Origin of the sequence: Kribbella pratensis (genome assembly GCF_004366075.1) — a bacterium.
GTDB lineage: Bacteria > Actinomycetota > Actinomycetes > Propionibacteriales > Kribbellaceae > Kribbella > Kribbella pratensis.
The window spans coordinates 1,249,413-1,274,391 of record NZ_SODU01000001.1; the positions used below are offsets into that span (position 1 = coordinate 1,249,413).

Sequence of the window (24,979 nt, forward strand, 5' to 3'; positions counted from 1 at the left end):
TGCATCAGTATCCCGGAATCGCCACTCCGGTACGGCGGTGTGCTGCGTGTCATGGTGTGCCGCCGTACCGTTGCCCAGTGACCACACCGCCGGCTTCTGTGCTCATCATCGAGAACGACCGGGACAGCGGACCTGGCCGGCTGCTCGACTGGCTGGACGAGCATGGGCTCCCTCCGGTCGTCGTGCGGGCCTGGGACGGTGAGCCCGTACCCGCGAGCATGGACGGGCATGCGGCGCTCATCATGCTCGGCGGAGGCATGCTGCCGGACGAGGACGAGCGATCGCCGTGGCTGCCGGCAGAGCGTTCGCTGCTACGCGACGCGCACGGACGGGTGCCGGTGCTCGGGATCTGCCTGGGTGCGCAGTTGCTGGCACACACGTTCGGCGGTGAGGTGCAGGGGAAGTACGGGCAGCCGGAGAAGGGTGTGACCTCGTTGACGGTGCTGCCGGCCGGTGCGAACGACGTACTGCTGGCAGGGCTGCCGTCGACGCTGCGGGCAGTCGAGAGCCACCAGGACCAGATCACGCGGCTGCCGGAGGATGCGGTGCTGCTGATGTCCAGTGAGCGGTGCACGAACCAGATGCTGCGCATCGGGCAGAGCTGGGGTGTGCAGTTCCATCCTGAGGTGGAGGCCGAGCGGGTACGGCGCTGGGAGCCGGCACGACTGCGGTCGCTCGGGTTCGACCCGGACACCGTCGTGGCGGATGCGGAACGGTACGCCGTCGAGCTCGAGAAGACGTGGTCCACGGTCGTGGGCCGATTCCTGTCCCTCGTCGGCTGATGCGGCGTTACCTTATGGGGCATGAGTCTGGAGCAGCCGCCGCCCAACCACCGGGCATCCGACAACGACCGTGAGCGTGCCGCCGCCGTGGTCCAGGAGGCGCACACCGACGGGCGGCTGGACTTCGAGGAACTCGACGAGCGGCTGACCCAGATCTACTCGGCCAAGACCCAGCTCGAGCTCCGCAACGCGACCGCGGACCTGGTGCCGGTCGCCCACGGCGGCTCCCAGGAGCTGACGCTCCGGGCACGGCACAGCGCGCAGAAACGCGAGGGCGCCTGGGTCGTCCCCGAGCGACTGACCGCGATCGCGGAACACTCGTCGGTCAAGCTCGACTTCACCGACGCCGTCGTGCACTGGTCCGACATCCACGTCGACGCCCAGGCCATCCACAGCTCGGTGGTGATGGTCATCCCCGAAGGCTGGAGTGTCGACATCGACCAGGTCGAGGCCAATCACAGCAGCGCCAAGAACAAGGCCGTGGCCCCGCGCCCCGGCGGCGTCCGCCTCCACGTCACCGGCAAGGCCCACCACGCCAGCGTCATAGTCCGCCACCCCCGCAAACGCCACTGGTGGTGGCCCTGGTACCGCAAGTGATTCATGCCTCCTCCGCGGCCGCCCGGATTGCGGTTAGCGTTTGGGCATGAGCGCTTCGTTGGATCTGGTGGATGTCGACTCCTTGCTGAGTTCGGAGGAGGTTGATGTTCGGGGGGCTGCGCGGCGGTTTGCGGACGAGCGGTTGCGGCCGTCCTTGCCGGAGTGGTTCGAGGCCGGGGCGATTCCGGCGCGGGAGCTGGCCAAGGAGCTCGGGGCGCTCGGGTTCCTCGGGATGCACCTGACCGGGTACGGGTGCGCCGGACTCGGACCGGTCGCATACGGGTTGGCCTGTCTCGAGATCGAGGCGGCCGACTCGGGGATGCGGTCGCTGGTGTCGGTGCAGGGTTCGCTGGCGATGTACGCGATCTGGAAGTACGGCAGCGAGGAGCAGAAGGCTGAGTGGCTCCCCCGGATGGCCGCGGGTGAGGCGATCGGCTGCTTCGGACTGACCGAACCGGACTTCGGCTCGAACCCGGCCGGTATGCGCACCAATGGCCGGCGCGATGGTGATGGCTGGATTCTGAACGGCTCGAAGATGTGGATCACCAACGGCTCGATCGCCGACGTCGCGGTGGTCTGGGCGCGAACCGACGACGGCGTCCGCGGCTTCGTCGTACCGACGTCGACACCCGGCTTCTCGGCGCCGGAGATCAAGCAGAAGATGTCGCTGCGCGCATCCGTCACGTCCGAGCTGGTACTGGACGACGTACGGCTGCCGGCGTCGGCGATGCTGCCCGAGGCACGTGGTCTGTCCGGCCCGCTCGGCTGCCTGAACGAGGCCCGGTTCGGCATCATCTTCGGCGCGATGGGCGCGGCGCGGGACTGTCTGGAGACCGCGATCGCGTACGCCGGCGAGCGGATCGTGTTCGACAAGCCGCTGACGGCGTACCAGTTGACGCAGGCGAAACTGGCCGACATGGCGGTCGAGCTGAACAAGGGCATTCTGCTCGCCGTCCACCTCGGACGGCTGAAGGAGAAGGGCGCGCTGCGTCCCGAGCAGGTGTCGGTCGGCAAGCTGAACAACGTCCGCGAGGCGATCGCGATCGCGCGCGAGTGCCGCACGATCCTCGCGGCGAACGGCATCAGCGGCGAATACCCGATCATGCGGCACGCCAACAACCTCGAGTCCGTCCTCACCTACGAGGGCACGTCCGAGGTCCACCAACTCGTGATCGGCCAGGCCCTGACCGGCCAGTCCGCGTTCCGCTGACGCATACCACCCACCCGATCTGGGCACGGGGAGTGAGATCAGTTACTCCGCGTTCGGAAGGAGCAGTCATGCGGATCGGGGCCGGCATCGCACTCATCGTGATCGGCGCCGTCATCGCGTTCGCCGTACGGGACACGTCGGACACGTTCAACCTGACCGCGCTCGGCATCATCATCATGCTCGGCGGCGCGGCCGGGATCTGGCTGTCCTACCACCTCGCCAACCGGCGAACGCACGTCGACCGCGAGGTCATGGACGTCGATGTCGAACGGCAGTACCGCACCGAAGCGACGTCGCGCGTCGCCGAGGATCCGATCGACGTCACGCCGCCGCAGCGCGGCGTGGGTCACAGGCACCACAGGTAGCCAGCACGAACTGATGACTACTTCGCGACCTCTGTCGCGCGGGACTCCCGTACGACGGTCACGCGGATCTGACCCGGATATGTGAGCTCCTCCTCGACCTGCTTCGCGATGTCGCGGGCCATCACCTGCGCCGCGATGTCGTCGACCGCGTCCGGCAGGACCATCACGCGGATCTCCCGGCCGGCCTGCATCGCGAACACCTTCTCCACACCCTCGTGGTGCATCGCGATCTCCTCCAGCCGTTCGAGCCGCTGCACATACGCCTCCAGCGACTCGCGCCGCGCACCCGGCCGCCCGCCGCTGACCGCGTCCGCCGCCTGCGTCAGCACCGCCTCGACGGTGCGGACCTCGACCTCGTTGTGGTGCGCCTCGATGCAGTGCACGACGTCGTCGTTCTCGCCGTACTTCCGCGCCAGGTCCGCACCGACGATCGCGTGGCTGCCCTCGGACTCGTGCGTGAGCGCCTTCCCGATGTCGTGCAGGAACGCGCCACGCTTGCACAGCTTCGGATCCAGCCCGAGCTCGGCCGCCATCATCCCGGCGATGTGCGCCGATTCGATCAGGTGCTTCAGCACGTTCTGCCCGTACGACGTCCGGTAGCGCAGCAGCCCCATCGTCCGGACCAACTCCGGATGCAGGTCGGTGATCCCGACGTCGGCCATCGCGTCCTCGGCCGCCCGTTCGCACAGCTCGGCGACCTCGCCCTTGCTGCGCTCGTAGATCTCCTCGATCCGGCTCGGGTGGATCCGGCCGTCCAGCACCAGCGAGTCCAGGGTCAGCCGCGCGGTCTCCCGCCGTACCGGATCGAAGCAGGACAGCAACACCGCTTCCGGGGTGTCGTCGATGATCAGGTTCACGCCGGTGGTCTGCTCGAACGACCGGATGTTGCGGCCCTCGCGCCCGATGATGCGGCCCTTCATGTCGTCGCTCGGCAGATGGACGACGGACACGACCGACTCGCTGGTCTGCTCGGACGCCAGCCGCTGCACCGCGCCGGTGATGATCTTGCGTGCCTTCGTCTCACCCTCGTCGAGCGCCTGCCGCTCGATGTCGCGGACGATGGTGTGCGCGTGCCGCTTCGCCTCGTCCTCGATCGCCGCGACCAGCTCGGCCTTCGCCTGCTCGGTCGTCAGGTTCGCGACGCCTTCCAGGATCCGGCGGCGTTCGTCCTCGAGGTCCTTGATCTCCTGCTTGCGCTGCTCGAGCTCGGCCAACTGCGCGGTCAGCTCGGCATGGCGCTCCTCGATCCCGCGGTGCTGCTCGTCGAGCCGCTCCTCGCGCTCGGTCAACCGGTGGTCGCGGCGCTCCATCTCCAGCCGCTGCTCCCGCAGGTCGTCCCGGATGGACTGTGCCTCCGCCTCGGCCTCCCGGCGTACGTCGGACGCCCGCTGATCGGCATCACGCCGTACCTCGGACGCCCGGTCCTCCGCGGCGCGGCGGATCTCCTCGGCGCGCTGCTCAGCTGCCTCGGCACGCGTCCGCAGTACGGCGGCATCCTCCTCGGCCTGCCGACGTACCAGCTCCGCCGCGGACTTCGCGCCGGCGGTGAGCTGCGCCGCCTCGAGTTGGGCAGCCTCGAGCTGCGCGGTCTCGAGCCGGGAGGCCTCCTGCTGGGAGGTCGAGATGCCCACAGCCTTCCGGCGGGAGAGGGTGAGGCCGATCCAAGCCAGTAGTCCGGCGATCAGCAATCCGATCAGGGCCAGGCCAACGGACATCGCGGTCATCGGCGTCTCCCCTCTCCTTCGAGTCCCACGCGGGAACTGTGGCCATCGGTCGAAGGGATGAGCCAACCGGCCGTTCGGTAAGGCGTCACCGGGGTACGACGGTGCCGGCGCCACCTCCACTGAGGCGGTACCGGTGCTGTCACTTCCGGCGGTGCCGACGGTGCTGCTGCGCACTCGCTGCTGACGTGCTGCCCAGCGTGCTCGCGGTCCGCGAACCCCCGTCCGCCGACTGCAGGGACGCCACATCAGCGGCCGCCCAGCGTTGCTTGCTCACCGTGCGTCGCCGGTTGAACCCTCGGAGACCACGATGGCCCCGCTCGTGTCCCGTCGGGCTGCTGCCGTTCAGGTATTACGTGCGGCGCCGTCTATCCGACAGCGTCTGCACGACGCCGTCGTCCTTCCTTCAGCTCGGTCGAGCGTGGTTGCGTTTTCCCGGCCGGTCGGTAGTTTCACCAACCCGCCGTTCCTCATATCCGCCACCGTTTCGGTGGATTCATCCCTTCCTGATGCCGAGGCTAGGCGCGCCCCACCACCCGGTCAAGACGGACACTCATCGCCGCCACCGCCGATCTGCACAAGACCACTCACCAACCTGGTCTACTCCGGATCCCTCCGTCACCGCCCGTATGGGTTTGAGGAGCCGGTCCGCATGCAGCCGCCAGACGTGCCAGGTCAGCCCGGCCAGACCCAGCACTGTCGAGCTGACCGTTGCACCTAACTGGCGCTAACTGTTTGTGCTGCTGCCCTGGGAGCCGGTACGGGCAGAGGAAGCCGTCCGCGTGCAGGCCTCGGACGTGTCAGGTCAGCTCGACCAGACCCAGCGCTGTCAAGCTGACCACTGCGTGTGGCTGGTGGGACTAGCCGTTTGTGCTGCTGCCCTGGGAGCCGGCACGGTCTTGCGACGCGCCGGGCGTTTCAGCTGTCGACTCACCGGGCGCCGCTTCGGACGTGCCTGCCGAGGCGCCGGCAGTGGATTCAGAACCCGTCACGGCGGACTCAGACCCGGCTGGCTCGGATCCGGCAGGCCCGGACGCGGTGGGCTCGGATGCGGTGCGCTCGGATGCGGTGGGCTCGGTGCTGGTTGTTTCGGTGGGCTCAGGTGTGGATCCTGCTCCCGACTGGTTCGGGGTCTCCGCGGAGTTTTTGTCGACGAAGCCGCCGACCTTCTGCTGGACTGCGTCGACCTTCTCCGCGTACTTCCCGCCGGTCTGCTTGTCGATCAGGTCGCCTGCCTTCTCGACGCCGGCCTTGATCTTGTCCGGGTTCTGCTTGACGACATTCCGGAGCCAGTTCTTCGCCTGTTCCTGGAAATCGTTCATTGCACCCTCCGCGGTGTCTGGGGCGGATCGACGGAAAATTCCAGCCTACGGACCGGAGCAAATACCGGCCCTACCTCGGATAACACACCGTCACGGCGCACCCGTCAACGCCCCTCGCCGCAGCCCACCCCCCGAACCCACGTCACCCTCCGTAACCCCCACCCCGGCCAAGCCCCGATCAGCAGCCCTCGACGCCCGTACGACACCACCGACCACACCGACCACACAGACCACACCCGACAAGCGGGCTCCGGGCTCCGGGGCTGGTGAGTCGGATGGCGGCCTAGGTGTTCCCGAGGTGTGCCTTGGCGATGTCCGCCGGTGCGTGCACCAACCAAGCGTCGAGTAACGCTTCCTCGAGGACGTCCTCAGACACCTCGTCCAGCTGAACCAGCACCGCGGCGTACCCGTTGAAATGCGGAATCGTGAAGAACCCGTCCCCCGCCCGTGCCTGCAGCACTGCTTCCTTGTCCGCCAGGTCCTCAACGACCAGCGCGACGATCGGCCCACTCGGCGGCGTCTCGTCCCCGAACCGCCTCAGGTCCGCCTTGCTGAACGGCCGTTCCCACGCGTACGCCTTCCCAGCGACCTTCCACGTCCGCATCCCGTGCCGAGTGGTCTCCTCAGTCCCGGGCAACCCCAATACCACCCGCTCCACATCACCCATGCTCGTCACCCGACCGACGCTACCGGCAGGAACTACTCGGGTTCGAGACCGGAGGAGTCGAGGAGGGGGAACTCTTCATGGCCGGCGTCGAGCTCCTCCTTGACGACGGTCATCGCGAGACCGCCCGGATACCCCTTGCGGGCAAGCATTCCGAGCAGCCGCCGCATCGCCACCTGCCGCTCGAGCGAACGCATCGACCGCAGCTTCCGCCGTACCAGCTCGCGGGCCTTCTCCTCTTCCTGCTCGGGTTGCAGCTCCTCGAGCGCATCCCGCGCCAACTCGTCGTCGACCCCGCGCCGTCGTAGCTCCTGCGCCAGCGCCCGCTTCCCGAGCCCCCGCCCGCGATGCCGCGACTCCACCCACGCATTCGCGAACGCGGCATCGTCGATCAACCCGACGTCGGTAAACCGATCCAGCACCGCATCGGCCACCTCGTCCGGAATGTCCCGCTCCGCTAGCACGTCGGCCAGCTCGGCCCGGGTCCTCGGCTGACCCGTCAACTTGTCCAGCAAAATCGTCCGAGCCACGGAGTACGGATCCGCGGCCGCCCCATCGAGCTCCGGATCTCCCGTCCCCTGAGGCTCCTCCGCAACGGGCCGCTTCCCCCTCCGTCCAAATCCCCCACCGACCCGCCGCCGCGCACTCCCCCGCCCGGCCCCACTCCGAGTCGACGCGCCCCCACCACCGGCAGTGTCAGCGGTGGCGAACCGGGTGCCATCGTCCGTCGTACCTGCGAGCGCCGCACCCGACGTACCTGCGGTTCGCCACGCGGGCTCCGCTGCGGGTGCATCGGCTGCTGGGTCCGCGGTGGGCCGCGCGGGCTCCGGGGTGGGTGCACTAGCTGCTGTGTCCGCGGACGTACCACCGACCCGCGTCTCGCCACGGCTCGCAACGGGGCGGCGACGAGGTGAGTCGGTCGGAGGTCGGTGAGCCCCGTCCGTCGAGCCAGGTGCCGTCTCTCCGGAAGAGGGTCCCCCAGCGGTCGTTGGCGGAGGCGCATCGACTGGGTCTGCCCACGGGTCGAACGCGCCGGCTGTGTCGGCCGCGGTTTGGTGAGTCTCGTCCGTCGAGCCGGGCGCCATCTCTCCGGAGGAGGGTGCCGCAGCGATTGTTCGGCGAGGCGCATCGACTGGGTCTGCCCACGGGTCGAACGCGTCGGCTGTGTCGGAGGCGGCGACCGTGTCGAAAGCGTCGCGCGAGATCGACGTCGTCGTCGTGTCCGCGGCTTCTTCATCCTGTCCCGCTCCGCCGGTGTCAACTGCTGACGGCGCGGGCGTCGGGCCGCTGGCCTCAGAGGTGGAACCGTTCGAGGCACTGCGATTCGAGGCACTGCGATTCGAGGTAGAGCGATTCGAGGTAGAGCGACGCGGGGCATCGCGGGGTGGGGCGGGCGCATCGCCGGGTGGGACGGGCGCATCGTCAGGTGGGGCGGGGGCATCGTCAGGTGGGGCGGGGGCATCGTCAGCGAAGGCTTGGGCCTCGGCTCGGCGCGCGGCGGCCTGGTTCTCGAACGCTTGGACGGTTCGCTTGTCGTCGCCGCCCCAGGGGTCGACGGTGCCGGCGGTTCGCCTGATGGAGCCGGTACGTCGCGTCGTACTCCGCTCCGACTCCCCGCTGTCCAGGAAGTCGCCCGGGTCCTCCCACGGGTCGGCTGCGCGCACTCCACGACCCCGAGTACGACTTCCCCGCCTCGAACCAGCCGAGGAATCGTCGCTGTCACCAGACACACCATCTCGACGAGCGTCGCCCGACGAGGACGCCGATCGCGACGCGTCACGCTCCGCGGACACCCGCCGAGCCGCCGTTCGCCGGTACGACCTGCGCTCGGCAGCAGCTGGCTCCGTAGCGGACGACTCGGTAGCGGACGACTCCGTGATGGCCGACCCGGTGGTGGTCGACCCGGTGGTGGTCGCGGGCGCGGTTGCTCCTTCGGCCAGGAGTTTGCGGGCCAGGGCGAGGCGTTCGTCATGCGGTAGAGACAGCGCCGCGGGGGCAGCGTCGTCGGCAGCTGATGGCTGCCGGGGGACGCTGCCGCCCGCGGAGGGTCGGTCAGAAGTCGACATCGACCTCGGCCGCGGCCGCATCGGCCGGCTGGTCAAGGGTCGGGCCGATGCCCATCTTCTCCTTGATCTTCTTCTCCAGCTCGTTGGCCAGATCGGGGTTGTCGCGCAGGAAGTTCCGCGCGTTCTCCCGGCCCTGGCCGAGCTGGTCGCTCTCGTACGTGAACCAGGCGCCGGCCTTGCGGACGAAGCCCTGATCCACGCCGAGGTCGAGCAGGCTGCCCTCGCGGCTGATGCCCTGGCCGTAGATGATGTCGAACTCGGCCTGCTTGAACGGCGGGGCCACCTTGTTCTTGACGACCTTGACGCGGGTCCGGTTACCGACGACGTCGGTGCCGTCCTTCAGCGACTCGATCCGGCGCACGTCCAGCCGCACCGACGCGTAGAACTTCAGCGCCTTACCACCGGTCGTCGTTTCCGGGGAGCCGAACATGACGCCGATCTTCTCGCGCAGCTGGTTGATGAAGATCGCGGTCGTGTTCGTCCCGCTGACCGCGCCGGTCATCTTCCGCAGCGCCTGGCTCATCAGCCGGGCCTGCAGACCGACGTGGCTGTCACCCATCTCACCCTCGATCTCGGCCCGGGGCACGAGCGCGGCCACCGAGTCGATCACGACGATGTCGATCGCGCCGGAGCGCACCAGCATGTCGGCGATCTCCAGCGCCTGCTCACCGGAGTCGGGTTGCGAGACCAGCAGCGCGTCGGTGTCGACGCCCAGCTTCCGCGCGTACTCCGGGTCGAGGGCGTGCTCGGCGTCGATGAAGGCCGCGATCCCGCCGGCCCGCTGAGCGTTGGCGACCGCGTGCAGCGCGACCGTCGTCTTACCGGAGGATTCCGGACCGTAGATCTCCACCACCCGGCCGCGCGGCAGACCGCCGATCCCGAGCGCGATGTCGAGCGAGATCGACCCGGTCGGGATGACCTCGATCGGCGGCCGGTTCTGCTCGCCCAGCCGCATCACCGATCCCTTGCCGCACTGTCGCTCGATCTGCGTCAGCGCGGTCGCAAGCGCCTTCTCGCGATCGGCCGCCGCGCGCTCCGCACTCGCTACACCCGCCATGTGACTGCCACCTGACCCATCTGATAATCCGGGGCCGCCGCCGGCCACCCGAAGGAACTTTGTTGTCGCCAGAGAAGGTATTCGTTGCCTCCGACAGTTTTCGCCGCGACTTCGAATCTGTGGACAACTCGGCCGTCCAACCACCTTCCGAGCACCAAAGTATCCCGAACACGTGTTCGAATCACAACTGACACGCCGAAGGCTGTTCCGGCAACCATCCTGACCCAGATGATCCCTACCCTTGCGGACGTGACAGACCGTCCCGACGTACCCGATTCCGCCGTGGTCCTCGCGATCAGCCGGGTCGAATTCGGTATCGACATCGTGCTCGACGCGCTGCGCTCCCAGGACCCGTTCGGCATCCGCACCGTCCTGGCCGAGTACTCCGCCCAGGAGCAGCCCAACCTCGCCGAGAAGGGCCTGATCCTCGCGATCGACCGGCTGCTGCAGATGAAGGTGCCCGGCCACGAGGAATGGCCGACCCTGCCGCTGGCCAAGCGCTGCGACTGGTGGGTCGAGCGCCTCGGCGGGTTCGCCGCGGTCGTCGCCGGTCTCCCCCGGCTCAGCGGCGCGGCGGCGGACCGGCTGCCGATGAAGGACACCCTCGGCGCGGCCGTGCAGGCGATGGTGATCGGCGCGGTCTGCCGGGAGTACGGCGTGGAGGCGCACGCCGACCGTACGTCGGTCATCATCCGCGTACTCACCGATCGCCCCATCACGCCGGACGAGGTCCTCAAGTACGACGACCCGGAGATCGCGGGCAAGGATGTCTCCGAGCAATTGGGCCTCCACGAGGTCTCGGCGGACATGGGGTTGCGCAAGGGCGTCCGGCTGGTCTGGCGACTGAGCAAGCTGTTCGGCGGACTCAGCGAGGTGTTCGAGGACCGCCCGCGCGGCAGCCTGGGTGCCCGGTTCGTCGGGAAGCTCCCTGGCGTCGGCGTGGTCGGCGGGTTCTTCGACGAGCGCAAGGGCATCAAGAAGGCGGCGTACGAGGCGGCGGATCTGCTCACCAGCAGCGCGTTCCGGGTCAAACCGGTGTAAAGGCTGGGACCTGCCACCGCGGTCCTGGGATGATCTCCGCATGACTGGGATCGTCATCGCGCGGCCGGACGACACCTGGCCCGCGCAGTACCAGAAGACCGCGCAGGTGATCGGCCGGCTGCTCGGCGAGCTGGCCCAGCGGATCGACCACATCGGCTCCACCGCGGTACCCGGTCTGCCGGCCAAGGACGTCCTCGACATCCAGGTGACGGTCGATACGGAACCGGACCTGGACGATGTCGCTGAGCGGATGGCCGCCGCGGACTGGGAGCTCCGCCCGCCGCGGCGCGACCACCCGGTGCCAGGTCTGCCCGCGGACGACATCCAGTGGGTGAAGCGGATGCTGGTCGAGCCGATGTACCGGCGCCGTGTGAACCTGCACATCCGCGTGGCAGGGCGGGCCAACCAGCGCTACGCGCTGCTGTTCCGCGACTATCTGCGCAGCCACCCGGAAACGGCACGCGCGTACGCCGTCTTCAAGCAGCAAGCGGCCGCGCTCCGGCTCGAGATCGGTGACTACACCGATCTGAAGGACCCGGTCTGCGATCTCATCTATCTACCGGCCGAGGAATGGGCCGCCCGCACCGGCTGGACGCCTTAGCCGACGGAGGGTGACCGGGGCATTACTCCGGGATCGTTGACCCTCTTCCTCCCAGCCACCAGGCTGGACCGGGGGCGTTATGAGCGGTCCGGCGGGCGGGCGGACGCCCCGTCAGGGGGCGTGGTTGGGGTGGGCGGAGCAGGACGGCTGGCGGCATTGCCGTGCGGCAAGGTGTCGAAGTGGATCGTGCTGGCTCTCTGGATCGTCGCGATAGCGGCGTCGTTCGCCCCCGCAGGAAAGCTGACCGGTGCGCAGGAGAACGACGCCGTCTCCTGGCTGCCCGGCAAGGCCGAGTCGACCGAGGTACTGAAGGCATCCGAACAGTTCTCCTCGCCGGACGAGATCCCGGCGGTCCTGGTGTACGAGCGGTCGTCCGGTATCACTCCCGCGGACCAGCAGGCCGTCCAGAGTCACATCGCGCAGTACGGCGAGCTGCAGGACGTCGACCGGGATGTCGTCGGACCCATCCCAGCTCAGGATCACAAGGCTTTGCAGGTCCTCGTACCGATCAACGCCGGTTCCGGGGGCTGGGAGACGATCGGTGCACGAGCCGACGACATCAGGCGGATCGCCGGCGACCGGCCTGACGGACTGTCGTTCCACGTCACTGGACCGGGCGGCTTCGCCGCTGACTCGCAGGAGGCCTTCGCCGGCATCGACGGCAAGCTCCTGTACTCCGCTGGAGCAGTAGTCATCATCATCCTGCTGCTGACCTACCGCAGTCCGGTCCTGTGGCTCCTGCCCTTGGTCTCCGCGGGTGTCGCACTTTTCTCCGCCCAGGCAGTCGTCTACGTCCTGGCAACCCAAGCCAACCTGACCGTGAACGCACAAAGCGCAGGCATTCTCACGGTCCTGGTGTTCGGCGCGGGGACGGACTATGCACTCCTGCTCGTTGCTCGCTATCGAGAGGAGCTCAGACGACATCAGGACCGCCACGAGGCCATGGCGTTCGCGCTGCACCGCTCCGGTCCAGCGATCGTCGCATCCGGCTCCACTGTGGTCGCAGGCATGCTCTGCCTGCTCTTCGCATCAATGAACTCGACTCGCGGGCTCGGTCCGGTCGCTGCCGTCGGCATCGTGATCGCGCTGCTCGCCATGCTCACGCTGCTGCCCGCACTGCTCGTCATCTGCGGCCGCTGGGTGTTCTGGCCACTACGTCCGACCTACGGCTCGGACGACCACACCGAGACGAGTGTCTGGGGACGTATCGGCCGCCGCATCGCCGTACGGCCGCGACTGACATGGATCACCACGTCCATACTGCTGGGAATTGCCTCGCTCGGCATCTTGACGCTGAACGCCGGCGGACTGTCGAACGAGGACTCCTTTATCGGCACGCCGGACTCGGTGGTCGGGGAGAAGGTCGTGGCGGCCCACTTCCCAGCCGGTGCCGGAAACCCGCTTGTCGTGATCAGCAGGGCGGACAAGGCCGCAGACGTCCGTACGGCGATGTCGTCGACGCAAGGCATCGCCGAAGTCGGGGAACCGCGGGTGGCGAGCGGCCTCGCGTACCTCGAGGGCACCATGACGGATGCGGCGGACAGTCAGGCCGCGAAGGAGACTGTGGATCGCGTGCGCGCCGCAGTGCACGCCGTACCGGATGCGGACGCGCTGGCCGGAGGCGGCGCGGCAATCCTGCTCGACACCCAGCGGGCGTCCGATCACGACAACAAGATCATCATCCCGGTCGTACTCGCGGTGGTGCTGGCGATCCTCGCGCTGCTGCTGCGCGCACTGGTGGCTCCGGTATTGCTGGTCGCAACCGTAGTGCTGTCGTTCGGAGCGGCGCTCGGGATCAGCTCCTTGGTGTTCAAGGCCCTCGGTTTTGAAGGTGCCGACACGTCGCTACCGCTTTTCGTCTTCGTGTTCCTGGTGGCGTTGGGCATCGACTACAACATCTTCCTGATGACCCGGGTGCACGAGGAATCGAAGGTCCACGGCACCCGGCGCGGCGCGCTGATCGGAGTGGCCGCCACCGGTGGTGTGATCACTTCGGCCGGTCTGGTGCTGGCGGGAACCTTCGCCGTGCTGGCGACGCTGCCGGTGGTCGCGTTCGCGGAGATCGGGATCGCGGTCGCGCTCGGTGTCCTGCTGGACACCATCGTTGTCCGGTCGGTGCTGGTCACCGCGTTGAACCTCGACGTCGGACGACACCTCTGGTGGCCGAGCGCGCTGGCGCGGCAGCGTGATCCGGAAGCCCCCGAGAGCCTGCCCGAGCCCGAGCCGACGCTCACCAACACCTAGTCAGCGTTCGCTGGGCGGAAGGTTGAGGTGCGCCCACACGGCTCGCCAGACGAACTTGGCGGCCTCACCGTCGTCCAGGGCCTCGACGACCGTGCGGCCGCCGAGCTCCTGGACCACCTGGGTCTCTGCCCAGGTCCGTGCATACGCGGGCCCGAGATGGTGATCCATCCGTGCCCAGAATTCCGTCAGTCTCATGCCTGCCCGTCGTTGTCCTTCGGCGGCGGTCCCCACCCGCCCTGCTGCCCCTGCTGAGGCGCCGACGGACCACCCTGCGGTCCCCAACCACCCTGCTGCGGCGGCTGCTGACCATAACCCTGCTGCGGCTGCCCAGGCTGCTGCCCCTGGCCAGGCTGCTGTCCCCAGCCGCCAGGACCCTGCTGCGGCGGCTGCTGAGGCTGCCCAGGGTACTGCTGCTGACCAGGCTGCTGCCCCTGCGGCGGCTGACCCGGGTACTGCCCCGGCTGCCCACCGTACTGACCAGGCTGTCCGGGCTGTCCGCCGTATTGACCAGGCTGACCCGGCTGCCCGCCGTACGGACCAGGCTGTCCCGGCTGTCCGTACGGACCGGGCTGGCCCGGGTACTGCCCGCCGGGACCCTGCTGGCCGTACTGCTGCCCGAACCCAGGCTGCCCCGGGTACTGCCCGGGTCCGCCGTACTGACCCGGCTGGCCCGGGTACTGCCCCGGGAACTGTTGGCCGTAGCCCTGCTGCCCCTTCGCCTTGCGGCTACGCAGGATGAAGAACACCGCCGCGCCGATCGCCAGCAGCACGAGCACGATGATCAGGATCAGCGCCCAGGTCGGGAACCCGCCACCGGCCTCGGAGGTCAGCGAGATCTTCCCGAGCTTGTCGAGACTGTCGTACGTCGCCGTACGGCCGCTGACCTTGGCGCCGCCGTCGTGCTCGAGGATCTTGCCCGGCATGGTGATCTTGAAGTTCACCTCGGGCTGACCGCCGGTGGACGGCAGGCTGCCGCCCATGTCACCGGCCGCGACCTTCACCGTGACCTTGTCGCCGTCCTTGGTGAAGCCGACGCCGTCGCCGCTCGAGCTGCCCATCTTGTCGAACGGCACACTCTCGAACGTGCAGTTGGAGCCGACGTACTTGTCGTCCTCGTACGCCTTGCAGGTGACGCCCTGGGTGGCCGACTCCTTGATGCCGCTCTCGATCTGCTGGCGGACCTTGTCGAGGGACTGGCCGCTGGACTGCAGCAGCTGCTTGTCCACCCCGATCTTCATGTTCCCCGAGACCGTCTCGTTCGACCCGACCTTCAGGTCGGCGTCGAGCTTGACGCACCCGGTCAGCCCGACCAGGCAGGCCACGACGACGAGGGCTGCACGTACGCGGTTCATCATGCCGCCGATCATTCCAGACGAAAGGGACAACCGGCGCACTGGACGGAAAGCGCCTGCTCACGGTGGGCCACCGGCCGGCTCGTGAAAACTGTCGGCGCGACCCGGCAAGATGGTCGGCGTGAAGAAGACCAGCGCGTTGAGCCGGTTCTCGCCCGCGACCCGGGCGTGGTTCGGCGACGTTTTCGAGGCGGCCACCCCGGCCCAGCTCGAGGCGTGGGACGCCATCACCGCGGGCCGGGACGCGCTGGTGGTCGCCCCGACCGGCTCCGGGAAGACGCTGGCCGCTTTCCTGTGGGCTCTGGACCGGCTGGCCACGACACCGCCGCCGGACGATCCGAAGTTGCGCTGCCGGGTGCTCTACGTGTCACCGCTGAAAGCGCTCGCGGTCGACGTCGAGCGGAACCTTCGCGCGCCGTTGATCGGCATCCGGGAGACCGCCCGCCGGCTCGGCGAGGCGCCGATCGACGTCGAGGTCGCGGTGCGCTCGGGCGACACCCCGGCCAACGAGCGGCGGCGGTTCGCCACCCGCCCGTCCGACGTGCTCATCACGACGCCGGAGTCCCTGTTCCTGTTGCTGACCTCGCAAGGCCGGGAATCGCTGCGCGGTGTCGAGACCGTGATCGTCGACGAGGTGCACGCGGTTGCCGGGACCAAGCGGGGTGCGCATCTCGCGCTGACCCTCGAGCGGCTCGACGCACTGCTGCCGCAGCCGGCGCAGCGCATCGGCCTGTCGGCGACCGTGCGTCCGGTGGAGGAGGTCGCGCGGTTCCTCGGCGGCGAGCGGCCGGTGACGGTCGTGCAGCCCAAGTTCACGAAGCAGTGGGATCTGAGCGTCGTCGTACCGGTCGAGGACATGGCCGAGCTGGCCGCGACCGAGGTGGAGACCTCAGGTTCCGCGGCCGGTCCGCAGCAGCACGCCTCGATCTGGCCGCATGTCGAGGAGCACGTCTTCGACCTCATCAGTCAGCACAGTTCGACGATCGTCTTCTCGAACTCGCGCCGTCTGGCCGAGCGCCTGACCGCCCGGCTGAACGAGATCGCCGCCGAGCGCGCCGAGCTGGAGCTGCCGGAGCTCGGCTCGCCTGCACAGCTGATGGCGCAGTCCGGTGGCTCGCTCGCGGCTCCGCCGTTGATCGCGCGGGCCCACCACGGCTCGGTCAGCAAGGAGCAGCGGGCACTGATCGAGGCGGACCTGAAATCCGGTCGGCTGCCGTGCGTGGTGGCGACGAGCAGCCTCGAGCTCGGCATCGACATGGGCGCCGTGGATCTCGTGATCCAGGTCGAGGCGCCGCCGTCCGTTGCGAGCGGGCTGCAGCGTGTCGGTCGTGCGGGTCACCAGGTCGGAGCGGTGTCGCGCGGCGTGCTGTTCCCCAAGTTCCGCGGCGATCTGATCGACACCGCCGTGGTCGTGCAGCGGATGCGCGACGGCCTGATCGAGAGCCTGCACATCCCGGCGAACCCGCTCGACGTCCTTGCGCAGCAGATCGTGTCGATCGTGGCCTTGGACTCGATCGACGTCGACGAGCTCTTCTCCCTGGTACGACGCTGCGCGCCGTTCGCGACCCTGCCGAGATCGGCGTACGACGGGGTGCTCGACATGCTGTCCGGCCGGTACCCGTCGGACGAGTTCGCGGAGCTGCGGCCGCGGATCGTGTTCGACCGGGTCAGCGGTGAGATCTCCGGCCGGCCGGGTGCGCAGCGGCTCGCGGTGACAAGCGGCGGGACGATTCCGGACCGCGGGCTGTTCGGAGTGTTCCTGGTCGGCGAGTCGACGAACCATCGGGTGGGCGAGCTCGACGAGGAGATGGTTTACGAGTCGCGCGTCGGCGACGTGTTCACCCTCGGTGCCTCGAGCTGGCGGATCGAGGACATCACACACGATCGCGTGCTCGTCTCCCCCGCGCCCGGTCAGCCGGGCAGACTGCCGTTCTGGAAGGGCGATGCGGTCGGGCGGCCGGCGGAGCTCGGCGCGGCGACCGGCGCTTTCGTCCGCAAGATGGCGTCGCTGCCTGCGGGGAAGGCAGTCGAGCGCGCGCGGACCGCGGGCCTGGACGAGTACGCCGCGAACAACCTCGTCTCGTATCTCGCCGAGCAGCGCGACGCGACCAGCCGGGTGCCGGACGACGTGACGATCGTGGTCGAGAGATTCCGAGACGAGCTCGGCGACTGGCGGGTGTGCGTGCACTCGCCGTACGGCGGTCAGGTGCACGGCCCGTGGGCGCTGGCGATCGCGGCGCGGCTCCGGGATCGCTACGGGATGGACGCTCAGTCGGTGTCCGGCGACGACGGGATCGTGCTGCGCCTGCCGGAGACGGACGAGCCGCCGCCGGGCGCGGATCTGGTGCTGTTCGATCCGGCGGACATCGAGGATCTGGTGACGACCGAGGTCGGTGGGTCGGCCTTGTTCGCGGCGCGGTTCCGCGAGTGCGCGGCGCGGGCCCTGCTGCTGCCCCGACGCAATCCGGGACGACGGTCACCGCTGTGGCAGCAGCGTCAGCGCGCCTCGCAGTTGCTGAGTGTCGCGAGCAAGTTCGGGTCGTTCCCGATCGTCCTCGAGACCCTGCGCGAAGTCTTGCAGGACGTGTACGACCTGCCGGCGTTGAAGGATCTCCTGACCGGCATCAGTGAGCGCCGGATCTCGGTCGTCGAGGTCGAGACGCCCGAGGCGTCGCCGTTCGCGAAGTCGTTGCTGTTCGGCTATGTGGGCGCCTTCATGTACGAGGGCGACAGCCCGCTCGCCGAGAAGCGTGCTGCCGCGCTGGCGCTGGATCAGAGCTTGCTGGCCGAGCTGCTCGGGCGGACCGAACTGCGTGAGTTGCTCGACGCCGAGGTCGTACTGCGGACCGAGGCCGAGCTGCAACGCCTCGCCGAGGATCGCCGAGCGCGCGATGCCGAAGGGTTGTTCGACGTACTGCGGATCGTCGGTCCGCTGTCGTTGCCGGAAGCAACGCAACGGTGCGTCGACGGTTCGGATGCCGAGTCCTGGCTGACGTCGCTCGCGGCCGCGCGACGCGTCGTACGGGTGCGGATCGCGGGCGAGCATCGGTGGGCGGTCGTCGAGGACGTGGCCCGGTTGCGCGACGCGCTCGGTGTGCCGCTGCCACCCGGCGTTGCCGAGGCGCATGCGGAGCCTGTCGCCGATCCGCTCGGCGACCTGGTGTCTCGGTACGCGCGGACGCACGGACCGTTCCGGGCGATCGATCTCGCGACCCATCTCGGCATCGGAGTCGCAGTCGTCACCGACGCGCTGCGGCGGCTGAGCGCGGCGGGCCGAGTAGTCGAAGGTGAGTTCCTGCCGGGTGGGATCGCGCTCGAGTGGTGCGACAGCGAGGTCCTCCGGCTGCTCCGGCGACGCTCTCTCGCCGCATTGCGGAAGGAGGTCGAGCCGGTCGATCCCTCCGCGCTGGCGCGATTCCTGCCGGCATGGCAGGGCATCACGAGCAGCCGCGGCCGCGGGTACGACGTACTTCTCGGCGCGGTCGAGCAACTCGCGGGATGCGCGGTGCCGGCGTCGGCGCTGGAGTCGATCGTGCTGCCGTCGCGGGTGCCTGGATACCAGCCGTCGATGCTGGACGAGCTGACCGCGACCGGTGAAGTGGTGTGGGCCGGCTCGGGTTCACTGCCCGGGACGGACGGATGGGTGTCGCTGCATCTGGCGGACAACTGCGACCTGACACTGCCTGACCCGGATCCGGCTTTCGAGCTCGGCGAAACCCATCAAGCTGTGCTGGACGCTTTGTCCGGCGGCGGTGCGTTCTTCTTCCGGCAGTTGAGCGACGTCGTCGGATCCAGTTCCGGTGCGATCGACGACGAGACGCTGGTCGGCGTTCTCTGGGACCTCGTCTGGGCCGGGTATCTGACGAACGACACGCTGACGCCGGTCAGATCGCTTGTCGGTGGTGGTCGCGGCAGTCACCGAACACGGCGTGCGACTCCACGAGCGCGTCCGGGACGTCCGGCCCGGCCAGGACGACCCGCAATGCCGTCACGCAGTGGTCCGCCGACGGCCGGCGGGCGGTGGTCGTTGCTTCCGGCCCGAAGTTCGGATGCGACCCGCCGGGCGCATGCGGCGGCCGAGACCCTACTCGATCGCTACGGCATCGTGACGCGAGGTTCGGTGATCACCGAGCGGACGCCCGGTGGGTTCGCGGCCGTCTACAAGGTGCTGAGTGCTTTCGAGGAGTCCGGGCGGTGCCGGCGCGGGTACTTCGTCGCAGGTCTTGGAGCTGCCCAGTTCGCGCTGCCTGGCGCAGTCGATCGGCTGCGGGCGCTCGCCGAGCTACCGACTTCGGCTACGAAGCCTGACGGACGGTTCGGTCCTGCGGGACGGTTCGGTCCCGGTGGCGCGCGGACGGGCGGTGCGGCTCGCGGCCGGAAGGACGAGGAGTTGACCGCGCGCGCCGTCGTACTGGCTGCGTCCGATCCAGCCAACCCGTACGGTGCGGCGTTGCCCTGGCCCGAGCGGGAAAGCGCCGGCGGTCATCGGCCGGGCCGGAAGGCGGGCGCGTTGGTCGTGATGGTCGACGGACAGCTGATCGTGTACGTCGAGCGTGGCGGGCGGACCGTGCTGAGCTTCACGGAGGATCCCGATCTGCTGCAGCCGGCCGTCGACGCGTTGGCGCTGTCGATCCGGGACGGTCAGCTCGGCAAGCTCAGCGTGGAGACGGCCGACGGTGAGCAGGTTCGCCATACCGCGTTCGGGGACGCCTTGGCCAAGGCCGGCTTCCACGCCACGCCGCGCGGCCTGCGGCTCCGGGCTTAAGTAGGCGGTCATGCCTGAAGGAGACACTGTCTGGCGAGCCTGTCAACGCCTGAATCAGGCTCTTGCCGGGCAGGAACTCGTTCGCACGGACTTCCGCGTGCCTTCGTTGGCGACGACCGATCTGAGCGGGCGGACGATGCAGGAAGTCGTTGCGCGCGGCAAGCACATCCTGATGCGAATCTCCGGTGGGCTCACGCTGCACAGCCACTTCCGGATGGACGGTAGCTGGCATCTGTACCGCCCCGGCGAGCGTTGGCGCGGCGGACCCGACCACGAGATCCGCGTGGTCCTCGAAAGCCCACCATGGACAGCTGTCGGCTACCGCCTGCCGGTGCTCGACCTCGTCGCTACCGGCAAGGAAGACACCGTGGTCGGGCATCTCGGCCCGGATCTCCTGTCGCCGTCGTTCGATCGCGCCCTCGCGATCGCGAACGTCGAGTCCGATCCAGGACACACCATCAGCGAGGCGCTGCTCGACCAACGCAACCTCGCCGGGATCGGCAACTTCTACCGTACCGAGGTCTGCTTCCTGCTCGGTTTGCACCCGTGGCGCCCGGTCGAGGCTGTCGACGTCCCCGCGGCGATCGATCTGAGTCGCAAGCTGATGAAGGCCAACGTCCGCAACGGCACCCAGGTCAGCACCGGCATCGACCGGCCGGGACAACGGTCCTGGGTGTTCGAGCGCGCCGGCAAGCCCTGCCGCCGCTGCGGTACGACGATCCTCACGTCAACCCTCGGCGAGGCGACCCGCGAACGGGTCACCTACTGGTGCCCGGCCTGCCAGCCCGAAACCTGACTCCTGGCGAAATTGCCCTGTGGACAACGCCTCCGGAAGGCGTGAACACGGATACCTTCTCTGACGCATCGAACAACTGTTCGAGTGAAAGGAGACGGTGATGTGCGACAAGTGCGGCGGCCTGGACGACGAGCAGTACTCGCGCCAGCTCGAGCGAAACATCCAGACGTACGGCTGGACGATGCAGTTCGTCGAGGGCGACGGCGCGCGGAACCCTGCCTTCGCGTACACACTCGGCCTCAGCCTCTACCGGCATCCGGAAATCATCGTCTTCGATCCGGAGCCCTGCTACGCCTACCTAGGGCTCAAGCCGCTCGCCTGGGCGGTGCTGGAAGGCGCGGCCTTCGACGAGGGCGACGACCTGTCCAGCTTCTTCCCACCGCCGCACACCGCCGAGCTCCTGCGATTTCCCGACTCGGCCCACCACCTGTACACCGCCAACACGATGTTCCGGCAGCCCGGTCAGCCGCCGCTGCCCGCGCTGCAACTCGTCTGGCCGACCCGGACCGCACTGATCCAGCCGTCCAGCAGTGGTTCGAATCCCGACGGAGGCGTCCGATGATCCGCGGCTCAGGCCGCGGCCACGACCTCGGGCTCGATCGTCGGGTGCGCCAGCACCAGGGCCTCTTCACGCGCCAGATCTTCGCTGACCTCGGCGAACACCATCGACAACGGCACGTCCAGCGCCGTGCAGATGGCCGCCAGCAACTCACTCGAAGCTTCCTTCTGACCGCGCTCGACCTCGGACAGGTAGCCGAGGCTGACGCGTGCGTCGGCGGATACCTCGCGCAGAGTGCGCCCCTGGCGCAGCCGCTTACGCCGCAGCACGTCGCCCAGCAGGCCACGAACCAGCACCATGAGGTTTCTCCCTTCCGCCTGTCCGGTCGCGTCTACTCGCACGGTAGCTCGACCGTAGGAACCAACGGTACCTGTTGCTGGGTCACTACTTCTCGCAATGTCCACCTTCGGTGCGCCGTGCCAGTCTGCCTTACCTGTCCCCATGCTGGTCCCAACACCCCGATCAGTCGAGTTCTTCCGCCACAAGTTCCGCTCCGAGTTCCAAAACGGCCTGCACACTCCCCCGGCGCACAGCTGCCCGATCACCGCTCAGCTGCAACTTCCGGACCTGCACCGAGCCCGGTCCGGCCGCGGCGACGTACACCGTGCCGGCCTCGACGCCCGCCTGCGGGTCCGGTCCGGCCACACCGGTCGTCGCGAGCCCGTAGTCGGCCTCCAGACGCTCCCGCACGCCCCTGGCCAACGCAGCAGCTGTGTCCGGGTGCACCGGGCCCACAGCCGCCAGCAGTTCCTCCGGAACGCCCGCAAGCTTGGCCTTCAGGTCAGTCGCGTAGACCACCACGCCACCCCGATACACAGCCGACACTCCCGGAACATTCGTCAGAACCGCTCCGACCATCCCACCGGTCAACGACTCAGCAGTTGCCAGCGTCACGCGACGTTCCAGCAACAACCCCACCAGCCGCTCAACCGCCACCTCAACTCCACCGCCCACGGCCACCTCGCACTCCCAACCCGCGCCAACTCGACATCCACCACCCAACACCACCACCGCACTCAGCTCATGACACGCCACCCACGAGGCGACCGGAAGGCGGCAGTATGACGAGGCTCGCTCAGCAGCCGACGGCACCGCCCCGTCCGACGAGGGGCTCGAAATCGGCGGCGGGTTGGTCGATCTCCTGCGGCTCCAGTGCGGCGCGGTCAGCTGGCCTCGGATTCTCGGCGGTAGCGGTAGGAGTTGTGTTCGGCCGTGGTGCCGTCAGGGTTGGTGATGATGTGGTCAACGCCGTACCAGCTGGCCACGGTGGCGCCTTGGCTGACCTGGCGTTCCTTTTCGCCACCGACGGCGAAAGGTTTGGTGCTGTGCCGCCAGCGGGTCTTCCAGATGCCGTTCTCGCAGTAGGTTTCGACGTCGTCAACGGCCATCGTGGCCTTCTCTCGTACGGCGCGAGCCCACCGCTCCGCTCGACCCATCCGTGGTGGTCGGCAGCGGGTCCCAACGTACTGAGCCGACCCGTAGCGCTGCCCCGACCTGAACTGCCGCAGGCCCCCGAGGCGCGTGCCGGACGCGAGGCCGGAGTGCGGAAACGTTGCTTGCGGTCGCTGGCCGGGAGCGGTCGTAGGCGGCTCGGCGGATCGGATCGCGCAGCGTGGCGTAGGCGGTCAGGAGCTCCTGCAGGCGCTGATCGGCGTCAGCATCCAGCTCTGATGGTGTGCGGGTGTCGGGGTGGAGTTGGCGGACGACGCTGCGGAAGGCGCGATCGAGGTCATCGTCGGTGGCGTCGCGGGCTACGCCGAGTACTGCGTAGGGGTCGAGGATCGGTGAGGTGGTCATGGCTGTGCTCCACCAGGATCGCCGAGGTCGTCGGGCCGATGCCGTGCTTGCGGTGGGCGGGGTGGGCCTCGGCTGCGTGAACGGTGAGAACGCCGTGGGTCAGGTCCAGCTGGCGGTGAATGTCTTCGACGTGGGCGAACGGCTCGTTCGGATCGAACCCGAGTGATGCAGCGACCCGCCATAGAGATGTATGTCCTAGGAAGGACAGGCGGCGGAACGTAGGTCAACGCCGCTGGGTCGAGGGTGTGATAGGCGGGCGCCGCATCACCGGGTCAAGATTCCATCGATGTCGGGGGTCCTCACCTCCTCCGTACACAGGGCCGTTTCGGTCAGGTCTGTCAGCAGTTGCTTCGCTCCCGCGGAGGCCCGCGCTGGCGGCTGTGCGGCCGCCGCCGAGGCACGCGACTGTGCCGGAAGCCCACCCGGCGCGGCCATCGGCGTGGTGGCCGCCAAGCCCAGGGTCCGGCGGCCGGACCGGGCATCCGGGTGGGTGGTTCGCACGGTGCTTCCCAACAGGCAGCGATCAGGGCGTCGAACTCCTCGCGCACCAGCTCGTCGTCGGCGAGCACGAGGTCCGTGAAGACGTCGGCCTCGTCGAGTGTGCGCTCTGTGCTGGTCGCCCTCATCGATCTCACCTCATCGACAAGTGCCCGCCGGTGACGGCGGTGCCAGGTTGCTGGTCAGGCGTCGATCTGCTTGCGGTCGCTGCCGGTGTCCGTGATCGCGATCTTGCGCGGCTTGGCCTTCTCGGCGATCGGGATCTTGAGGGTCAGTACGCCGGCGTCATAGCTCGCCTCGATCCGGTCGGCGTCCAGGGTGTCGCCCAGGAACAGCTGCCGGGAGAACACGCCGAGCGGCCGTTCGGAGACCTGCATCTCCACGCCGTCGCCGAGCTCGAGCGGCCGGCGCTCGGCCTTCACCGTCAGCACGTTGCGCTCGACGTCGAGGTCGATCGCGTCCGGTGAGACCCCGGGCAGGTCGAACGACACGACGTACTGCTCGCCTTGCCGGTACGCATCCATCGGCATCGGGGTCGGGCGTGACCACGTGCCCGGCGTCTGGCTTCCGAAGAACTGCTGGGCAAACCGGTCCAGCTCGCGGAACGGGTCGGTGCGCATCAACATCGTCCTTACACCTCCTGAGTGATCGCTTGCACAGTGGTGTCAACACGCACTTCCCTTATAACATGTCAACGAAACGATGACAAGTGGCACATGTCATCCAATCGCTGACATACTGAGCTGAAGGAGGTGATCAGGTGAGAGGCACCGACACGCCGGACGACACGCACGACGCAGAGGACACATACGACCGAGACGACAGGCACGACGCAGAGGACACATACGACCGAGACGACGCGCACGATCGAGACGACACGCGCGACAGAGATGACACACGGTCCTCGGCGGCCGCCGACATCGCCGCGGTGGAGAGAACCGTGCGGCAACTCGCTCCCGACGGCGAGGGCGTCGCGTCCACGGGCCGGGACGGTGCCGGCGCAGCGCAGATGCTGGCGGCGCTGACCAAGCTCCATGCCGTGCAGAACCAGCTCGCCGCCTGGGAGCCGCTGCTGATCGGAGCGGCCCGCGCCGAGGGCGCGAGTTGGGCCGCGATCGCCCCTGTGCTCGGGGTGGCCAGCCGCCAGGCGGCCGAACGCCGCTTTCTGCGCCTGAACCCGCACAGCGCGGACCGCGTCGGGATGACCGGAGAAGAACGGGTGCAGGCCGCCCGCGACCGTCGCGCCGGCCAACGCGCGGTCTCCCGATGGGCCGATGCCAACGCCGCGGAGCTGCGCCGGCTCGCCGCACAGATCGCCGCGTTGGAAGACCTCGACTCCGCGACCCAGGACAGCGTCGACCAGGTGTTCGACGCCCTCGGCGACGCGGACACCGCAGCCCTCCTCGGTCTGCTGGTCAAGGCCGAACCGCACCTGCAGGAAACCCACCCGCACCTGGCCGGGGAAATCGCGGCGATCGGCCGGACCACCGACCGGCTGCGCCGCAGGCCCAACTCCGACACCAGCTGAACCACCCCTCCGGC

The 24,979-nt window shown here is 68.7% G+C and carries 25 protein-coding genes; 12 read left to right on the plus strand and 13 right to left on the minus strand.

Going from position 1 to position 24,979, the window contains the following annotated elements; genetic code table 11:
• Window positions 1-77: 77 nt before the first annotated feature.
• The 4 genes from EV137_RS06020 to EV137_RS06035 all read left to right on the plus strand — a co-directional run bounded on the left by EV137_RS06020 (window position 78) and on the right by EV137_RS06035 (window position 2,954).
• Window positions 78-782 carry a type 1 glutamine amidotransferase gene (locus EV137_RS06020; protein ID WP_134127048.1) on the plus strand — a complete coding sequence of 235 codons (705 nt, stop codon included), beginning with the start codon at window positions 78-80 and terminating at the stop codon, window positions 780-782.
• A 21-nt stretch (window positions 783-803) separates the two neighbouring features.
• Window positions 804-1,379 (plus strand): DUF1707 SHOCT-like domain-containing protein, encoded by a 576-nt coding sequence (locus EV137_RS06025; protein WP_134127049.1) that lies wholly within the window; start codon window positions 804-806, stop codon window positions 1,377-1,379.
• A gap of 46 nt (window positions 1,380-1,425) precedes the next feature.
• Window positions 1,426-2,589: an acyl-CoA dehydrogenase family protein gene (locus EV137_RS06030; protein ID WP_133998373.1), complete on the plus strand. Its 1,164-nt coding sequence runs from the start codon at window positions 1,426-1,428 to the stop codon at window positions 2,587-2,589.
• A 68-nt stretch (window positions 2,590-2,657) separates the two neighbouring features.
• On the plus strand, window positions 2,658-2,954 hold the full coding sequence (locus tag EV137_RS06035; protein ID WP_202870819.1) for a DUF6458 family protein: 297 nt from the start codon (window positions 2,658-2,660) through the stop codon (window positions 2,952-2,954).
• Between the two features lie 17 nt (window positions 2,955-2,971).
• Here the strand turns inward: EV137_RS06035 and rny are convergent, their stop codons facing one another.
• The 5 genes from rny to recA form a co-directional block, all read right to left on the minus strand.
• A complete protein-coding gene (gene rny / locus EV137_RS06040; protein ID WP_134127051.1) occupies window positions 2,972-4,678 on the minus strand; it encodes a ribonuclease Y in 1,707 nt (568 codons plus the stop codon).
• Window positions 4,679-5,535: 857 nt separating this feature from the next.
• Complete coding sequence (locus EV137_RS40965; RefSeq protein ID WP_202870820.1) at window positions 5,536-5,997, minus strand: antitoxin; 462 nt, start codon at window positions 5,995-5,997, stop codon at window positions 5,536-5,538.
• A 283-nt stretch (window positions 5,998-6,280) separates the two neighbouring features.
• Window positions 6,281-6,664, minus strand: coding sequence for an MmcQ/YjbR family DNA-binding protein (locus EV137_RS06050; RefSeq protein ID WP_238175116.1), 384 nt, complete (start codon window positions 6,662-6,664; stop codon window positions 6,281-6,283).
• Window positions 6,665-6,696: 32 nt separating this feature from the next.
• Window positions 6,697-7,191 (minus strand): regulatory protein RecX, encoded by a 495-nt coding sequence (locus EV137_RS06055; protein ID WP_238175117.1) that lies wholly within the window; start codon window positions 7,189-7,191, stop codon window positions 6,697-6,699.
• A 1,522-nt stretch (window positions 7,192-8,713) separates the two neighbouring features.
• Window positions 8,714-9,784 carry a recombinase RecA gene (gene recA / locus EV137_RS06060; protein ID WP_133786321.1) on the minus strand — a complete coding sequence of 357 codons (1,071 nt, stop codon included), beginning with the start codon at window positions 9,782-9,784 and terminating at the stop codon, window positions 8,714-8,716.
• A 249-nt stretch (window positions 9,785-10,033) separates the two neighbouring features.
• On the opposite strand from recA, the gene EV137_RS06065 reads away from it, so the two are divergent.
• The 3 genes from EV137_RS06065 to EV137_RS06075 all read left to right on the plus strand — a co-directional run bounded on the left by EV137_RS06065 (window position 10,034) and on the right by EV137_RS06075 (window position 13,670).
• Window positions 10,034-10,825, plus strand: a complete 792-nt coding sequence (locus EV137_RS06065) for a hypothetical protein (protein ID WP_134127053.1) — start codon at window positions 10,034-10,036, stop codon at window positions 10,823-10,825.
• Window positions 10,826-10,865: 40 nt separating this feature from the next.
• The gene (locus EV137_RS06070; RefSeq protein WP_134127055.1) at window positions 10,866-11,426 is read left to right on the plus strand and encodes a GrpB family protein; all 561 of its coding nucleotides are present in this window, start codon (window positions 10,866-10,868) and stop codon (window positions 11,424-11,426) included.
• Window positions 11,427-11,555: 129 nt separating this feature from the next.
• Window positions 11,556-13,670: an MMPL family transporter gene (locus tag EV137_RS06075; RefSeq protein WP_134127057.1), complete on the plus strand. Its 2,115-nt coding sequence runs from the start codon at window positions 11,556-11,558 to the stop codon at window positions 13,668-13,670.
• Here EV137_RS06075 and EV137_RS06080 read toward each other — a convergent pair whose 3' ends face one another.
• Both EV137_RS06080 and EV137_RS06085 read right to left on the minus strand, forming a co-directional pair.
• Window positions 13,671-13,865: a DUF3046 domain-containing protein gene (locus EV137_RS06080; protein WP_133786317.1), complete on the minus strand. Its 195-nt coding sequence runs from the start codon at window positions 13,863-13,865 to the stop codon at window positions 13,671-13,673. It lies immediately after the preceding gene.
• Window positions 13,862-15,025, minus strand: coding sequence for an LppM family (lipo)protein (locus tag EV137_RS06085; RefSeq protein WP_133998397.1), 1,164 nt, complete (start codon window positions 15,023-15,025; stop codon window positions 13,862-13,864). The genes EV137_RS06080 and EV137_RS06085 overlap by 4 nt, the downstream gene beginning before the upstream one ends.
• 109 nt (window positions 15,026-15,134) lie before the next feature.
• On the opposite strand from EV137_RS06085, the gene EV137_RS06090 reads away from it, so the two are divergent.
• The 3 genes from EV137_RS06090 (at window position 15,135) to EV137_RS06100 (ending at window position 21,145) form a co-directional block, all read left to right on the plus strand.
• Window positions 15,135-19,787 carry an ATP-dependent helicase gene (locus tag EV137_RS06090; protein ID WP_134127059.1) on the plus strand — a complete coding sequence of 1,551 codons (4,653 nt, stop codon included), beginning with the start codon at window positions 15,135-15,137 and terminating at the stop codon, window positions 19,785-19,787.
• A gap of 10 nt (window positions 19,788-19,797) precedes the next feature.
• Window positions 19,798-20,583 carry an Fpg/Nei family DNA glycosylase gene (locus tag EV137_RS06095; protein ID WP_134127061.1) on the plus strand — a complete coding sequence of 262 codons (786 nt, stop codon included), beginning with the start codon at window positions 19,798-19,800 and terminating at the stop codon, window positions 20,581-20,583.
• Between the two features lie 100 nt (window positions 20,584-20,683).
• A complete protein-coding gene (locus EV137_RS06100) occupies window positions 20,684-21,145 on the plus strand; it encodes a DUF4262 domain-containing protein (RefSeq protein WP_134127063.1) in 462 nt (153 codons plus the stop codon).
• 8 nt (window positions 21,146-21,153) lie between these two features.
• On the opposite strand, the gene EV137_RS06105 is transcribed toward EV137_RS06100, so the two are convergent.
• The 4 genes from EV137_RS06105 to EV137_RS41955 form a co-directional block, all read right to left on the minus strand.
• Window positions 21,154-21,441: a helix-turn-helix domain-containing protein gene (locus tag EV137_RS06105; protein ID WP_133998409.1), complete on the minus strand. Its 288-nt coding sequence runs from the start codon at window positions 21,439-21,441 to the stop codon at window positions 21,154-21,156.
• A 163-nt stretch (window positions 21,442-21,604) separates the two neighbouring features.
• A complete protein-coding gene (locus EV137_RS06110; RefSeq protein WP_133998412.1) occupies window positions 21,605-22,078 on the minus strand; it encodes a CinA family protein in 474 nt (157 codons plus the stop codon).
• Between the two features lie 227 nt (window positions 22,079-22,305).
• Complete coding sequence (locus tag EV137_RS06115; protein ID WP_134127065.1) at window positions 22,306-22,530, minus strand: DUF2188 domain-containing protein; 225 nt, start codon at window positions 22,528-22,530, stop codon at window positions 22,306-22,308.
• The gene (locus EV137_RS41955) at window positions 22,520-22,939 is read right to left on the minus strand and encodes a J domain-containing protein (RefSeq protein WP_202870821.1); all 420 of its coding nucleotides are present in this window, start codon (window positions 22,937-22,939) and stop codon (window positions 22,520-22,522) included. The genes EV137_RS06115 and EV137_RS41955 overlap by 11 nt, the downstream gene beginning before the upstream one ends.
• On the opposite strand from EV137_RS41955, the gene EV137_RS40410 reads away from it, so the two are divergent.
• On the plus strand, window positions 22,932-23,105 hold the full coding sequence (locus EV137_RS40410; protein WP_166679786.1) for a hypothetical protein: 174 nt from the start codon (window positions 22,932-22,934) through the stop codon (window positions 23,103-23,105). The genes EV137_RS41955 and EV137_RS40410 overlap by 8 nt on opposite strands.
• 172 nt (window positions 23,106-23,277) lie before the next feature.
• Here the strand turns inward: EV137_RS40410 and EV137_RS06125 are convergent, their stop codons facing one another.
• Together EV137_RS06125 and EV137_RS06130 are read right to left on the minus strand one after the other, a co-directional pair.
• Window positions 23,278-23,565 carry a hypothetical protein gene (locus EV137_RS06125; protein ID WP_134127067.1) on the minus strand — a complete coding sequence of 96 codons (288 nt, stop codon included), beginning with the start codon at window positions 23,563-23,565 and terminating at the stop codon, window positions 23,278-23,280.
• Window positions 23,566-23,619: 54 nt separating this feature from the next.
• Complete coding sequence (locus EV137_RS06130; protein ID WP_134127069.1) at window positions 23,620-24,063, minus strand: Hsp20/alpha crystallin family protein; 444 nt, start codon at window positions 24,061-24,063, stop codon at window positions 23,620-23,622.
• Window positions 24,064-24,197: 134 nt separating this feature from the next.
• Between EV137_RS06130 and EV137_RS06135 the strand changes: the two genes are divergently transcribed.
• The gene (locus EV137_RS06135; RefSeq protein ID WP_238175118.1) at window positions 24,198-24,965 is read left to right on the plus strand and encodes a hypothetical protein; all 768 of its coding nucleotides are present in this window, start codon (window positions 24,198-24,200) and stop codon (window positions 24,963-24,965) included.
• The last annotated feature ends 14 nt before the right edge of the window (window positions 24,966-24,979 follow it).

Bases quoted from the DNA above. Each gene is read 5' to 3' on its own strand.
- EV137_RS06095 (WP_134127061.1), top strand. From the start codon at position 19,798: ATGCCTGAAGGAGACACTGTCTGGCGAGCCTGTCAACGCCTGAATCAG.
- EV137_RS06125 (WP_134127067.1), bottom strand. From the start codon at position 23,565: ATGAGGGCGACCAGCACAGAGCGCACACTCGACGAGGCCGACGTCTTC.
- EV137_RS06105 (WP_133998409.1), bottom strand. From the start codon at position 21,441: ATGGTGCTGGTTCGTGGCCTGCTGGGCGACGTGCTGCGGCGTAAGCGG.
- EV137_RS06130 (WP_134127069.1), bottom strand. From the start codon at position 24,063: ATGTTGATGCGCACCGACCCGTTCCGCGAGCTGGACCGGTTTGCCCAG.
- EV137_RS06030 (WP_133998373.1), top strand. From the start codon at position 1,426: ATGAGCGCTTCGTTGGATCTGGTGGATGTCGACTCCTTGCTGAGTTCG.
- EV137_RS06050 (WP_238175116.1), bottom strand. From the start codon at position 6,664: ATGGGTGATGTGGAGCGGGTGGTATTGGGGTTGCCCGGGACTGAGGAG.
- EV137_RS06025 (WP_134127049.1), top strand. From the start codon at position 804: ATGAGTCTGGAGCAGCCGCCGCCCAACCACCGGGCATCCGACAACGAC.
- EV137_RS06115 (WP_134127065.1), bottom strand. From the start codon at position 22,530: ATGGCCGTTGACGACGTCGAAACCTACTGCGAGAACGGCATCTGGAAG.
- EV137_RS06085 (WP_133998397.1), bottom strand. From the start codon at position 15,025: ATGATGAACCGCGTACGTGCAGCCCTCGTCGTCGTGGCCTGCCTGGTC.
- recA (WP_133786321.1), bottom strand. From the start codon at position 9,784: ATGGCGGGTGTAGCGAGTGCGGAGCGCGCGGCGGCCGATCGCGAGAAG.
- EV137_RS06100 (WP_134127063.1), top strand. From the start codon at position 20,684: ATGTGCGACAAGTGCGGCGGCCTGGACGACGAGCAGTACTCGCGCCAG.
- EV137_RS40965 (WP_202870820.1), bottom strand. From the start codon at position 5,997: ATGAACGATTTCCAGGAACAGGCGAAGAACTGGCTCCGGAATGTCGTC.
- EV137_RS06080 (WP_133786317.1), bottom strand. From the start codon at position 13,865: ATGAGACTGACGGAATTCTGGGCACGGATGGATCACCATCTCGGGCCC.
- EV137_RS06090 (WP_134127059.1), top strand. From the start codon at position 15,135: ATGGTCGGCGTGAAGAAGACCAGCGCGTTGAGCCGGTTCTCGCCCGCG.
- EV137_RS41955 (WP_202870821.1), bottom strand. From the start codon at position 22,939: ATGACCACCTCACCGATCCTCGACCCCTACGCAGTACTCGGCGTAGCC.
- EV137_RS06035 (WP_202870819.1), top strand. From the start codon at position 2,658: ATGCGGATCGGGGCCGGCATCGCACTCATCGTGATCGGCGCCGTCATC.
- EV137_RS06070 (WP_134127055.1), top strand. From the start codon at position 10,866: ATGACTGGGATCGTCATCGCGCGGCCGGACGACACCTGGCCCGCGCAG.
- rny (WP_134127051.1), bottom strand. From the start codon at position 4,678: ATGACCGCGATGTCCGTTGGCCTGGCCCTGATCGGATTGCTGATCGCC.